11 protein-coding genes are annotated in these 12,208 nt (G+C 67.8%); 6 read left to right on the top strand and 5 right to left on the bottom strand.

The annotated features are described in order from the left end of the window. The first annotated feature begins 2 nt into the window (after nucleotides 1-2). From AC5QAH_RS12070 to yeiP, 4 genes are all read left to right on the top strand, one after another. Nucleotides 3-404: a VOC family protein gene (locus AC5QAH_RS12070; protein ID WP_019336249.1), complete on the top strand. Its 402-nt coding sequence runs from the start codon at nucleotides 3-5 to the stop codon at nucleotides 402-404. Continuing rightward, nucleotides 401-1,297: a hydroxymethylglutaryl-CoA lyase gene (locus AC5QAH_RS12065; protein WP_049453505.1), complete on the top strand. Its 897-nt coding sequence runs from the start codon at nucleotides 401-403 to the stop codon at nucleotides 1,295-1,297. The genes AC5QAH_RS12070 and AC5QAH_RS12065 overlap by 4 nt, the downstream gene beginning before the upstream one ends. Before the next feature lie 100 nt (nucleotides 1,298-1,397). Continuing rightward, on the top strand, nucleotides 1,398-2,168 hold the full coding sequence (locus AC5QAH_RS12060; RefSeq protein WP_495232357.1) for an SDR family oxidoreductase: 771 nt from the start codon (nucleotides 1,398-1,400) through the stop codon (nucleotides 2,166-2,168). 49 nt (nucleotides 2,169-2,217) lie between these two features. Then, the gene (gene yeiP / locus AC5QAH_RS12055; protein WP_005409468.1) at nucleotides 2,218-2,784 is read left to right on the top strand and encodes an elongation factor P-like protein YeiP; all 567 of its coding nucleotides are present in this window, start codon (nucleotides 2,218-2,220) and stop codon (nucleotides 2,782-2,784) included. A 164-nt stretch (nucleotides 2,785-2,948) separates the two neighbouring features. Here yeiP and AC5QAH_RS12050 read toward each other — a convergent pair whose 3' ends face one another. From AC5QAH_RS12050 to AC5QAH_RS12035, 4 genes are all read right to left on the bottom strand, one after another. Continuing rightward, nucleotides 2,949-3,641 carry a COG3650 family protein gene (locus AC5QAH_RS12050; RefSeq protein WP_495232356.1) on the bottom strand — a complete coding sequence of 231 codons (693 nt, stop codon included), beginning with the start codon at nucleotides 3,639-3,641 and terminating at the stop codon, nucleotides 2,949-2,951. Nucleotides 3,642-3,724: 83 nt separating this feature from the next. Beyond that, entirely contained in the window at nucleotides 3,725-4,117 is a 393-nt protein-coding gene (locus AC5QAH_RS12045) for a nuclear transport factor 2 family protein (RefSeq protein ID WP_049453497.1), read from the bottom strand. After that, nucleotides 4,098-7,247, bottom strand: a complete 3,150-nt coding sequence (locus AC5QAH_RS12040; RefSeq protein ID WP_071306652.1) for a multidrug efflux RND transporter permease subunit — start codon at nucleotides 7,245-7,247, stop codon at nucleotides 4,098-4,100. The genes AC5QAH_RS12045 and AC5QAH_RS12040 overlap by 20 nt, the downstream gene beginning before the upstream one ends. 36 nt (nucleotides 7,248-7,283) lie before the next feature. After that, nucleotides 7,284-8,444 carry an efflux RND transporter periplasmic adaptor subunit gene (locus AC5QAH_RS12035; RefSeq protein ID WP_099559364.1) on the bottom strand — a complete coding sequence of 387 codons (1,161 nt, stop codon included), beginning with the start codon at nucleotides 8,442-8,444 and terminating at the stop codon, nucleotides 7,284-7,286. A gap of 129 nt (nucleotides 8,445-8,573) precedes the next feature. On the opposite strand from AC5QAH_RS12035, the gene AC5QAH_RS12030 reads away from it, so the two are divergent. Both AC5QAH_RS12030 and AC5QAH_RS12025 read left to right on the top strand, forming a co-directional pair. After that, complete coding sequence (locus AC5QAH_RS12030; protein WP_020424480.1) at nucleotides 8,574-9,290, top strand: response regulator; 717 nt, start codon at nucleotides 8,574-8,576, stop codon at nucleotides 9,288-9,290. Continuing rightward, on the top strand, nucleotides 9,290-10,366 hold the full coding sequence (locus AC5QAH_RS12025) for an ATP-binding protein (RefSeq protein WP_019338525.1): 1,077 nt from the start codon (nucleotides 9,290-9,292) through the stop codon (nucleotides 10,364-10,366). The genes AC5QAH_RS12030 and AC5QAH_RS12025 overlap by 1 nt, the downstream gene beginning before the upstream one ends. Here the strand turns inward: AC5QAH_RS12025 and AC5QAH_RS12020 are convergent. Further along, nucleotides 10,344-12,179, bottom strand: coding sequence for a DUF7844 domain-containing protein (locus tag AC5QAH_RS12020; protein WP_495232355.1), 1,836 nt, complete (start codon nucleotides 12,177-12,179; stop codon nucleotides 10,344-10,346). The genes AC5QAH_RS12025 and AC5QAH_RS12020 overlap by 23 nt on opposite strands. Nucleotides 12,180-12,208: the final 29 nt, after the last annotated feature.

The raw sequence follows: 12,208 nt of genomic DNA, 5'->3' as shown, positions 1-12,208 counted from the left end.
ACATGCTCGATCATCTTGGTTTGACCAGCGCCGACCTGGCGCGCAGCAAGGCCTTCTTCCTGCAGGCACTGGCGCCGTTGCAGATCGGCGTGGTGATGGAAGTGACCGCCGAACAGACCGGCGCCCACGACCACATCGGCTTCGGCAACGACGGCAAGCCGTTCTTCTGGCTTGGCAATGGCGGCACTGCCAGCCACGGCGTGCACGTGGCTTTTGCCTGCGCCAGCCGCGCCCAGGTGGACGCCTTCCATGCCGCCGCGCTCGCCGCCGGTGGCCGCGACAATGGCGCCCCGGGCCTGCGCCCCTGGTACCACCCGGATTACTACGGTGCCTTCGTGCTCGACCCCGACGGCAACAACATCGAGGCGGTCTGCCACCGCCCTGCCAACGGGGCAACCGCATGAGCGACTACGTCCGCATCGTCGAGGTCGGCCCGCGTGACGGCCTGCAGAACGAAAAGCAGTCGGTGTCCACCGCCGACAAGATCGAACTGATCAACCGCCTGTCGGCCACCGGCCTGCGCAGCATCGAGGCAACCAGCTTCGTCAGCCCGAAGTGGATCCCACAGCTGGCCGACGCCGCCGAGGTCTATGCCGGCATCCAGCGCCGGCCGGGCATCCACTACCCGGTACTGGTGCCGAACGAACAGGGCTACGACCGCGCCCGTGCGGTGGGCGTGGAGGAAGTAGCGGTGTTTACCGCTGCCTCCGAAGCGTTCAACCGCACCAACACCAATGCCGGCATCGACGAATCGCTCGCCCGGTTCGAGCCGATCCTGCGCCGCGCCGCCGCCGATGGCGTGCGCGTGCGCGGCTACGTCTCCACCGTGCTCGGCTGCCCCTACCAGGGCGAGGTGCCGCTGGCCGACGTGGTGCGGGTGGCGCGCGCCCTGCACCAGATGGGCTGTTACGAAATCTCACTGGGCGACACCATCGGCGTCGGCACCCCGCGCAAGGCACGGGCGATGCTGCAGGCGGTCGCCGCCGAGATCCCGATGGCGGCGCTGGCCGTGCATTTCCACGACACCTACGGCCAGGCCATCGCCAACATCGCCACCTGCCTGGAAGAAGGCGTGCGCGTGATCGACAGCGCGGTATCGGGGGCCGGTGGCTGCCCGTATGCGAAGGGCGCCAGCGGCAACGTCGCCAGCGAGGACGTGGTCTATCTGCTGCAGGGGCTCGGCCTGGACAGCGGCGTGGACCTGCCGGCCCTGGCCGAGACCGGCCGCTGGCTGGCCGGCCTGCTCGGCCGCGCCACCGCCAGCCGCACCGGCCAGGCGCTGGCCGCCGCCGGTTGATGGTGGCACTGCGCCGCCCTTGCCGGGCGGCGCAGTGCACAACGGCGAAGGTCGCGGCTTCCGTTAGAATCGGCGGTTCTCGAACCTGCAGGACCGTTCAATGCAGCTGTCTTCCGTACGTGCCGTGATCACTGGCGGCGTCTCCGGCCTCGGCCTGGCCGTGGCCCAGCACCTCGTCGCCCAGGGCGGCAAGGTGGCCCTGTTCGATCTCAACGACGACAAGGGTGCAGCCGCCGTTGCCGGGCTGGGTACCGACAAGGCCCGCTATTTCAACGTCAACGTCAGCGATGAAGCAGCCGTGGCTGCGGCCATCGACCAGGCCCACGATTTCCTCGGCGGCCTGAACGTGGCGATGAACTGTGCCGGCATCCTCGGCGCCGGTCGCGTGCTGGGCAAGGAGGGCCCGATGCCGCTGGCCGGCTTCCAGGGCACGGTGATGGTCAACGTGGTCGGCAGCTTCAACGTCGCCAAGGCCGCGGCCAACCGCATGCAGCACAACGAAGCCGGCACCGACGGCGAGCGCGGCGTGATCATCAACACCGCCAGCATCGCCGCCTATGAAGGCCAGATCGGCCAGGCCGCGTATGCCGCCAGCAAGGGCGGCGTGGTCTCGATGACGCTGCCGATGGCGCGCGAACTGTCGCGCTTTGGCATCCGCGTCAATACGATTGCACCCGGCGTGTTCTGGACGCCGATGGTCGATGGCATGCCCGAAGCCGTGCAGCAGTCGCTGGCCGCCTCGATCCCGTTCCCGTCGCGCCTGGGCAAGCCGGAAGACTTCGCCAGCCTGGTCGGCTTCATCCTCGGCAACACCTATCTCAACGGCGAGACCATCCGCCTGGACGGCGCTACCCGCCTCGCTCCGAAGTGATTCCCCCCGGGCGCCGGGACGGCGTCCTCCCCCAACGACCTAGATCACCATGAAAGCCAACGACATCAAGAAGGGCAACGTCGTCGAGTACAACAACGGCGTGTACCAGATCCGCGACATCGAGCGCAGCTCGCCGCAGGGTCGCGGCGGCAACGTCCGCTTCCGCTTCATCATGTACAGCGTGCCGGGCGGCAACAAGCTCGACGCCAGCTTCGATGCCGACGACAACCTGGTCGAGGTCGAACTGCTGCGCCGCCAGTCCACCTATTCGTACAAGGACGGCGACGCCTTCGTGTTCCTCGATGACGAGGACTACACCCCCTACACCCTGGACGCGGACGTGATCGGTGATGACGCCGGCTACATCACCGACGGCCTGACCGGCATCTATGTGCAGGTCATCGACGAGCAGCCGGTGGCGATCCAGCTGCCGGCCTCGGTGGTGCTGGAAGTGATCGAGACCCCGCCGGAACTGAAGGGTGGCACCGCCACCAAGCGCCCGAAGCCGGCCAAGCTCAACACCGGCATCGAGATCATGGTGCCGGAGTACATCGTCAACGGCGAACGCGTGCTGGTGAACACCGCCACCGGCGAATTCGCTGGCCGTGCCGACTAAGCGCCTTGCGCTGATCGGCTGCCTGTCCCTGCTTGCGGCAAGTTCGCCGCAGGCAGCAAGCAGCGCATCGTTGACAGCAGTGGTGTAGAGCCGAGCCCGCGCTCAGCTGCAGTGCCTGTGCAGAGCACAACGCAGCCGAGCGTGGGCTCGGCTCTACAGAGGGCTTACGGCTGCTTCGCGCCGAAATTGCCACAGCCGTGGTACTGGCGCGTGCCGACAGTCAGCATCACCTTGGCCTCGAACGCCTCGCCACTCATGTCGTCCTGGCAGGTGGTGCGCTGGAAGCTGAGCTTGACGTCGGTGCCATCGGATGCCTTCCCACTCCAGCCATCAGCACCTTCGGTGGGCTTGGCGACATCGAAGCGACGCTCACCATAATCCACTTCCACCTGCAGGCCCGGCGTGTCGCCGTCGACAACTGCCAGCCAGCCGGGCTCATTGCCGGTGGCACGGAACGCAGCATTGCCGGCGCTGCCATCGCCTTCAGTGGCTTCGACCACATGGCACTCGTGGTCCGCCTCGCCCTTCAGGCTCAGCAGGCCGTCATCACTGCCCCTGGTCCAGAAGCTGTTGCCCTGGCCATCGCCATACTTGGCGCCGGACGCCGCGCGTTCGGAGGTCATGGCAAAGGTGCGCTCGCCGATCACCACCGTGGCCGTATCCTCGCCAGTGAAGGTCGCGCGCACGCTGAGATCCCCACACTGGTAGGTGGTCTCGCTGCCACCTTCGGTGCTGGCACTTGGCTGCGGCGTGGCAGGCGGGGTGTCATTGCCGCCCGCAGCGGGTGCCTGGGCCGGCTGGCACGCAGCCAGCACCACCCCGAGGGGGGCTGCCAACAGACTGGGAACTACACGCATGGCTCGACTCCTTGTCGACACTACAGAGAGGCTCGACCCTACCATCTGCCGGTGAGCGGGGCCTGAAAGCGGCCTGACCGCACTCAGGCGGCCAGCACCGCCATCGACAGCAGCTGTGCGCCACTGCCGCCGGAACTGCAGGTCCAGACGCGCAACAGGCGCAGCTTCACTTCACGCTCCTGGTCCTGCTGCCACACTGACAACCGCACGTTGCTGGACAGCAGTGCCAGGCGACCACACAGCAGCGTTTCAACTGCGTGCAGCTGCAGGCTTCGCACCTGCAGGCCGCCGGCCAGCCAATCGCCCAGCCACGGCAGATCGAGCATGCGCCCGCCTTGGCCATCCATCATGAACAAGGCCGGCGATACCAGCGCGGTCAGCGCATCGTGATCATTTTCCAGCAACGCTGCGCACAGGCGCTGCTCCAGCACCATCAACTGTTTTTCATGCAGATTTTCAACGATGTTCCGTTCCATCCACGGATCCTTCCGGCATCGGCCGGCGCCTGCGCAGGCGTTGCGCGATCCACTGCCGCGCGCCCTGCACTACTACATAGAAGACCGGTACGAAGAACACCGCCAGCACGGTCGCACTGACCATGCCGCCGAACACACCGGTTCCAATCGCCTGCTGGGTTTCCTTCGACGCGCCCTGCGCCAGCATCAGCGGCACCACGCCCAGCGCGAATGCCAGCGAGGTCATCACGATCGGCCGCAGGCGCAACCTGGCAGCTTCCAATGCCGCCTCGACCAGGCCGCGACCCTGCTGCTGCAGCTGGCGCGCGAACTCGACGATGAGGATCGCGTTCTTCGCCGACAGCCCGATCACGGTGATCATGCCGACCTTGAAGAACACGTCGTTGGGCATGCCCCGCAGCAGCACCGCGGCGACCGCACCGAGCAGGCCCAGCGGCACCACCAGCATCACCGCCAGCGGGATTGACCAGCTCTCATAGAGAGCCGCCAGCACCAGGAACACCACCAGCATCGACAACAACAGCAGCCACGGTGCCTGCGCCCCCGACTCCCGCTCCTGCAGCGACTGGCTGGTCCACTGCAGGGCAAAGCCGGACGGCAGCTTCTGCGCCAACCGCTCCATCTCCGCCATGGCCTGGCCGGTCGACACGCCGGAGGCCGGTGCGCCGGACAGGTTCAGCGCCGGGAAGCCGAGATAGCGCTGCAGCTGCAACGGCGCCTCGGTCCAGTGCGGCGTCACCAGTTCCGACAACGCCACCATGCCGCCTTCGCTGTTGCGAACGTACAGCTTCAGCACATCCTCCAGCTCCATCCGGTGCGGTGCATCGGCCTGCAGGATCACCTGCTGCAGCCGGCCCTTGTTGGGGAAGTCGTTGACGTACTGCGAGCCCATCGCCGCCGACAGCGTGCTGCTGATCTGCTCGAACCCCACGCCCATCGCCTCGGCCTTGGCGCGGTCGATGTCCAGCCGCACGCTGGTGCCTGCTGGCAGGCCATCGGCATGCACCTCCGACAGCAGCGGACTGGCCTCGGCCCGCTTCAGCAGCTGCTGCAGGGCCGCGCGCAGCTCTGCCTGGCTCTGCCCGGTGCGCGCCTGCAGCGCCAGTGAGAAGCCGGAGGAGCGTCCCAGGCTGTCGATGGCCGGCGGCATCACGCTCATCACCTCGCCCTCGGCAATCGTCGCCATCGCCTTCTGCGCGGCCTCCACTTCGCCGGCCGCGGTGGCTCCTGCACGCTCGCCCCAGTCCTTCAGCATGGTGTAGGTCAGCGCCGCGCTCGGGCCGGACCCGGAGAAGCTGTAGCCGAGGATCGACTGGTTGGAGCCGATGCCCGGGCGTGACGCCACATGCCTTTCGTAGGCTTCGACCACGGCCAGCGTGCGCTCGGCCGTCGCTTCGGCCGGCAGCTGGATCGAGGTCATGAAGTAGCCCTGGTCCTCTTCCGGCAGGAATGCGCCCGGCAGCCAGTGCAGGCCCAGCAGCAACGCCGCCACCAGCGCGGCGAACACGCCCATGACCCGCCCGCTCCGCTGCAGCACCGACGCCACACTACGCTGGTAACGCCCGGTCATCCGCTCGAAGCCACGGTTGAAGGCGCCGAACAGCCCACCACGACCATGATGGCCATGGCTGTTCGGGCGCAGCAGCGTCGCGCACAGCGCCGGCGTCAGGCTCAATGCCAGCAGCGCCGAGAACAGGATCGACACCGCCATCGCCACGGTGAACTGGCGGTAGATCGCGCCCACCGAGCCGCTGGCCAACGCCATCGGGATGAACACCGCGGTCAACACCAGGGTGATGCCGATCACTGCGCCGGTCAGCTCACGCATCGCCTTGATGGTGGCCTCGCGCGGCGGCAGCCCTTCTTCGGCCATGATCCGTTCCACGCCTTCGACCACCACGATCGCGTCGTCGACGATGATGCCGATTGCCAGCACCATGCCGAACATGGTCAGCACGTTGATCGAGAAGCCCAGCGCCAGCATCACAGCGAAGGTGCCCAGCAGTGCGATCGGTGCGACCAGCGCCGGGATCAGCGTGTAGCGCCAGTTCTGCAGGAACAGGTACATCACCGCGAACACCAGCAGCATCGCCTCCAGCAGCGTCTGCACCACCTTCTGGATCGAGATCTTGACGAACGGCGCGGTATCGAACGGAATGCTCGCTTCCACGCCGCGCGGCAGCAGCGGTGCCAGCTCGGCCATGCGCTCACGCACCGCCGACGCGGTGCGCACCGCGTTCGCGCCAGGACGCAGCTGCACGCCGGCGGCGGTGGCCGGATGGCCGTCCTCGCGGGTGCCCCAGGCATAGCTCTGCGCGCCCAGCTCGACGCGGGCGACATCGCCCAGCAGCACCCGCGAGCCGTCGGCCCCGGCGCGCAGCACGATGGCAGCGAACTGTTCCGGCGTGGACAGTTGGCCGTCGGCACTCAACGGCACGGTAATGCGCTGGCCCGGCACACCCGGCGAATCGCCGATGCGTCCCGGCGAGATCTCCAGGTTCTGCTGCTCGATGGCGGCGGCGACGTCGCCCATGGTCAGGCCGTAGCCGGTCAACCGGGTCGGGTCCAGCCACACACGCATCGCCTGTTCGGCACCGAACAGCTGCACGCGGCCGACGCCATCGATGCGGCGCAGCTCTTCGATGATGTTGCGCGCCATGAAGTCGCCCAGCGCGGCTTCGCTGACGCTGGCATCGGGCGAACGCAGGCCGACCAGCATCAGGAAACCGGAATCGGCGGCCTCCACGAACAGGCCGTTCTGGCGGACGCTGCGCGGCAGGCGCGGTTCGATCGCCTTGATCCGGTTCTGCACGTCCACCTGCGCCAGCTCCGGATTGGTGCCGGGCTTGAAGGTGGCAGTGATCGACGCTTCACCGGAAGTGTCCACCGACGATTCGAAGTACAGCAGGTGCTTGACGCTGGACAGCTCGCGCTCGATCAGGCCGACCACCGCATCATTCAGCGTCTGCGGGCTGGCACCGGGGTAGCTGGCATAGATGCTGACACTGGGTGGCGCCACCGCCGGATAGCGCTCAACGGCCAGCCGTGGGATCGCCAGTACGCCAGCCAGGATGATGAAGATCGCCAGCACCCAGGCGAACACCGGGCGATCGATGAAGAAACGTGCCATGTTGGATTTCCCTGGAGGGACCAGCCCGGTAGAGGCTCAGCCCTTGCTGCCGGCCTGCACCGCGCCGGCGCTGGCGCTGGCGCTGGCGACCGGCATCTGCCAATCGCGCGCATCGACCACCACGCCTTCCTGCAGGCGTTCCTGGCCCTCGACCACTACCTTTTCGCCCGCCTTCAGGCCCGTGCGCACCAGCCACTGGCGATCAACGCTGCCGTCGACCTCCAGCGTGCGGATCACCGCCTTGCCATCGCCACCGATCACCCAGGCATAGGCCTGGCCACCGGCGCTGCGCAGCACGGCCTGCTGTGGCACGGTCAGTGCACTGGCCGGCGCACCACGCGGCACCCTCGCGCGCACGTACATGCCCGGCAGCAGCTGGCGCTGCGGGTTGTCGACCAGAATGCGGAGGATCACATCACCGGTACGCGCATCGACGTTGATGCCGGAGAACAGCATCTGGCCACGCTCGGACAGCGGCTTCCCGGCCGCACCGATGATCGTCACCGGCAGCTCGCCGCCACCGGCAGCGCTGCGCTGCAGTGATTCCAGCTGGGCCGCCGGCTGGCGCACATCGACGTAGACCTGGTCGATCTGCTGCACCACCGCCATCGGCTCGGCATCGGCCACGCCCACCAGTGCGCCTTCGGTCACCAGCGCCTGGTCGATGCGGCCGGCAATCGGTGCACTGACCGTGGCATAGCGCAGGTCAAGCTGGCGACGGGCCAGGATCGCGCGCGCCTCGTTCACCGCGGCACGGGCCTGTTCGTACTCGGCACTGGCATCGTCGCGGTGCTGCTGGCTGACCGCCTGCGCGGCCGCCAGTGCATGCAGGCGCTGTGACTGCACGCGGCTGCGGCCCAAAGCGGCCTCACTGCGCTGCAGCGCGGCCAGTGCCGAATCCACGTCTGCACGGAATGCCGCCGGATCGATCTGGAACAGCGCCTGGCCGGCGCTCACTTCTGCGCCCTGGTCGAACAGGCGGCGTTGCACGATGCCGCCCACCTGGGCACGGATCTGTGCGGTGCGCACGGCAGCCACGCGGCCGGGCAGTTCGTCATCGCGCTGTACCACCTGCGGGCCGACGGTGACCACACTGACACGCGGTGTGGCTTCCGGCGTAGCTTCGGGGGTTGAGCAGGCCGTCATGGCCAGGGCGAGGGCCGCGATCAACGTGGCCGGAGTCCTGAAGGTTCTCATTGCTGTGCACAATGCCGCGCAGGCGGCTGATAGGTTCTGAAGCGTGAAGTGTGCGTGGCAATGATGGGGTTTCGATGGAGGAACTGTGGAGATACGATGGAGGCAAGCACCTTAAGGCCCCGCCCCTGCATGCATGCCGCCCCTGCCCTCGCCGCCCTCGTCCTGATCGTCGAGGATGAGGCCGAGATCGCCGATATTCTCACCGCCTATCTGGAACGCGAAGGACTGCGTACACTGCGCGCCGCCGACGGCCACAGCGCACTGGACCTGCACCGCAGCGCCCGCCCCGACCTGGTCCTGCTCGATGTGCAGCTGCCGCGCCTGGATGGCTGGAGCGTGCTGACGCAGCTGCGCCAGCGCGGCGAAACGCCGGTGATCATGCTGACCGCACTGGACCAGGACCTGGACAAGCTGACCGCACTGCGCATGGGCGCCGACGACTACGTGGTCAAGCCGTTCAATCCGGCCGAAGTGGCAGCACGCGTGCGCGCCGTGCTGCGGCGTACGTTGCGCGCCTCGCGCGTGGATGCACCGACCGCGCTGCGGGCCGGCCCGCTGCTGATTGACTCGGCCACCCATGCCGTGCATGTGGAGGGCGAAGGCTACAGCCACGAAGTGCTGCTCACGCTCACCGAGTTCAAGCTGCTGCACTGCATGGCGCTGGCGCCGACCCGCATCTTCAGCCGCAGCGAACTGATGCACGAATGCCTGCCGGAAAGCGAAGCGCTGGAACGCACCGTCGACAGCCATGTCAGCAAGCTGCGCCGCAAACTGGACGAAGTAGGCATGGTCAATGTTCCGGCCAGCGTGCGCGGTGTCGGCTACCGGCTGATGGCCGACCGCTGATGGCGCACCTGCGCCGCTCCGGGCTCAGCCGACACATCATCGTCTCGATGTCGTTGATGGTGATCGGCGTCATTGTGATGATGATCCTGTCGTCATGGCTGCTGTACGCGGTGCTGGTCGAGTTCTTCCCCGGCAGTGCCGAGGAACCGGAAAGCTGGCTGCCGACCGGCCCGGAGCTGGCATGGATGGTCGGGGTGATCCTGACCGGCCTGGCACTGGCCATCGCCGCCTCGTTCCGACTGGCGCATCGCATCCTGTCGCCCTTGAATTCGCTGGTCGACAGCGTGCGCGCGCTCGCCGGCGGCGACCTCGGTGCGCGCGCCAGCGTCGAGGAAAACTCACCGGGCGAAGTGGCAACCCTGGTCGAGGATTTCAATGCGATGGCGCGCCGCCTGCAGCACATGGAGAGCGAGCGCGCGATGTGGCATGCGGCTATTGCCCATGAATTGCGGACCCCGGTGACGATCCTGCGTGGCCGCCTGCAGGGGCTGGCCGAGGGCGTGTTCCAGCCGGACGAGTCGCAGTTCCGCAGCCTGCTTGCCCAGGTCGAAGGGCTGTCCCGCCTGATTGAAGATCTGCGCGTGCTGAGCCTGTCCGACAATGCGCGGCTGGACGTGCGTCGCGCGCGCACCGACGTGGTGGCCGAGGTGCATTCGGTGATGACCCTGGTCGATCCGCAGTTCCGCGCTGCAGGCTTCGTGCTGGAGCTGGAAACCAGCCGCGAGGAACACAACGCGCACTGTGATCCCACGCGCCTGCGCCAGGCGCTGCTGGCGCTGCTGGAAAACGCGCGTCGCTATGCCAGCCCGGGCAAGGTACGGATTGCCGTGCATGACACACCAGGCCATGTACAGGTAGCAATCGAGGATGAGGGCCCGGGCATCGATCCGGAGCTGCACGCCGACATCTTCAGCCCGTTCATGCGTGCCGACGGCTCGCGTTCACGCCAGGGCGGTGGCAGTGGCCTCGGCCTGGCGGTGGTCAAGGCCATCGCCGACGCGCACGGCGGCCGCGTCTACTGCACGGCGGGCAACGCCGGTGGCAGCCGTTTCGTCATCGAACTGCCGCGCCAGTAGCGGGCGCGGCTGCCTGTTCCCGCAGGCGCGCGCCGAGTGCAGCGAGGTTGGCATCGATCGCATCCATCTCGTTGCGCTGGCCTGCCGGCAACTGCTGGCGCAGCTGCACGCGCAGCGCCTGCCAGGCCGGCACCGCCTGTGCGCTGGCGGTGGCAACCGCTTCGGCCAGCACCACCTGCTCATCGACCAGCGGCAACCCATAGCCACCGTCCGCCAGCAGCGTACCCGGGCGCAACCATTGCCCACCCTGCTCCAGCAGCTGGCGCAGGCCGCGCGTCTCGGCACTGTCCGGTGCGGCCAGCAAGCGTCGTTTCAGCACATCGCGCGCACGCAGCTCGGCGCGGCGTTGCGCCGCCTGTTCCAGCAGCAGCAACCCGGCGCTGGCACGCAGGTCACCCTGCAGCAGCCACGGCGCACGCTGCGGTGCGGGCAGCTTCAGCCAGCCGCGCACATCGCGCACCGGCAGCCCCAGCTGTGAGCTCGCCACCGCGAACAACTGCTGATAGTGATCGCGCGCCGAAGCAAAGTAGTAGCCCTGCGCCTGCGCTGCATTGCGGTCCGTGAGCACCTGCTCGTCCAGCACATGCAGCCTGGACAGCCGACGCTTCAACCCGCGCGGACTCAGCTGGGCCAAGCCCGCCTCACCCAGGCGCGGCACACCCGTCTGCAGCAGCTTTGCGGTTTCCACCGCGCAGTTGTTGCTGATGAAGTAATAGCGCCCGTCATAGCTCCAGTGCACCTGTGCAGTGCGCTCGAGCAGGCTGGCGATCTCGCCGGGCGACAACTGCAACGGCAGCGACTGCAACCCACGCAGTTCCACCTTGGTGTACTCGTCCACCACCTGCTGCAGCGGCAGCACGAACAGGCGCGACGGGTAGCCACCGGTCAGGCCACGCCAGTTGGAAATCTGCACATCGCCGACGAACGCGCGGAACGACAGCACGCGGTGGTACTCCAGGTCCAGGCGGCAGTCCGGCCCCGGCGTGCGGCCGGGCCGGCAGATCACCAGCCGCAGCATGCTGTGGCCCCAGCGGCTCATCGGCTGCGCACTGCCTTCGGCGAACAGGTAGTCCACGGCATAGACACGCGCGGGGTCGAGCTGCAGCAGCGATGCGGCACCCTCTTCTGAGTCGGCCTGGAGCAAGGGCAGCGTCGTAGCGCAGTGCGACTGCGGCAGCGATGGCGGGGTTCCGAAATGGACCTGGTACCACTGCGCCAGCGCTGGGCGCCGGCAGGCGAACTCAGCGTCCAGCAGGAAATGCTCGGCGTTCACTGCCAGGTACTCGGCCGGGTCCTTCAGTTCATAGGCATCCGGGCTGCGGTCATGGAAGTCGTTGTCGCCACGGCCGAGATGCCAAGGCTTGCGCTGCCATCCGGCCAGATCACGCCAGCGCACACTGCGCGACCAGTTCGCCCCCGTACGGTCGGCAACATGGGTCAGTTCGTGTACCAGCGCGCTGCGGCGTGCGCGGCGCGCGCCGGGCACGGCATCATCCAGCAGCTCGCGACGCAGGCCAATGCGCCCGGCGAAAGCGCGGCCGTGCACATCGGCCGGCAGGTCATCACGCCAACGCACCTGGACCTGTGACGGCAATGCACGCAGCAGGCCATCAGGCAGCAGGGACTGCACGTCGGCCAGGGTCTGGCTGGCGAGCTGCTGCTGCGCCGGGTCGAGACCGGACGGATCAAGCTGCAGGCGATCAGCCGCGTGCGCGGAAGGGATGAGCAGCCACGCCAATGCCGCGATCCACCCGCACCGCCCGCTGTGCCTCTGTAGAGCCGAGCCATGCTCGGCTGCTGTTGCGATCCGCATGCGCCAGGCATTCAGCCGAGCATGGCTCG

This window comes from Stenotrophomonas sp. YJH_SMC_43, from assembly GCF_059372535.1.
Note: the sequence above shows the minus strand (reverse complement) of the source record. Positions and strands in the feature narration are given on the sequence as shown.

Bases quoted from the DNA above. Each gene is read 5' to 3' on its own strand.
- AC5QAH_RS12070 (WP_019336249.1), top strand. From the start codon at position 3: ATGCTCGATCATCTTGGTTTGACCAGCGCCGACCTGGCGCGCAGCAAG.
- AC5QAH_RS12065 (WP_049453505.1), top strand. From the start codon at position 401: ATGAGCGACTACGTCCGCATCGTCGAGGTCGGCCCGCGTGACGGCCTG.
- AC5QAH_RS12060 (WP_495232357.1), top strand. From the start codon at position 1,398: ATGCAGCTGTCTTCCGTACGTGCCGTGATCACTGGCGGCGTCTCCGGC.
- yeiP (WP_005409468.1), top strand. From the start codon at position 2,218: ATGAAAGCCAACGACATCAAGAAGGGCAACGTCGTCGAGTACAACAAC.
- AC5QAH_RS12050 (WP_495232356.1), bottom strand. From the start codon at position 3,641: ATGCGTGTAGTTCCCAGTCTGTTGGCAGCCCCCCTCGGGGTGGTGCTG.
- AC5QAH_RS12045 (WP_049453497.1), bottom strand. From the start codon at position 4,117: ATGGAACGGAACATCGTTGAAAATCTGCATGAAAAACAGTTGATGGTG.
- AC5QAH_RS12040 (WP_071306652.1), bottom strand. From the start codon at position 7,247: ATGGCACGTTTCTTCATCGATCGCCCGGTGTTCGCCTGGGTGCTGGCG.
- AC5QAH_RS12035 (WP_099559364.1), bottom strand. From the start codon at position 8,444: ATGAGAACCTTCAGGACTCCGGCCACGTTGATCGCGGCCCTCGCCCTG.
- AC5QAH_RS12030 (WP_020424480.1), top strand. From the start codon at position 8,574: ATGCATGCCGCCCCTGCCCTCGCCGCCCTCGTCCTGATCGTCGAGGAT.
- AC5QAH_RS12025 (WP_019338525.1), top strand. From the start codon at position 9,290: ATGGCGCACCTGCGCCGCTCCGGGCTCAGCCGACACATCATCGTCTCG.
- AC5QAH_RS12020 (WP_495232355.1), bottom strand. From the start codon at position 12,179: ATGCGGATCGCAACAGCAGCCGAGCATGGCTCGGCTCTACAGAGGCAC.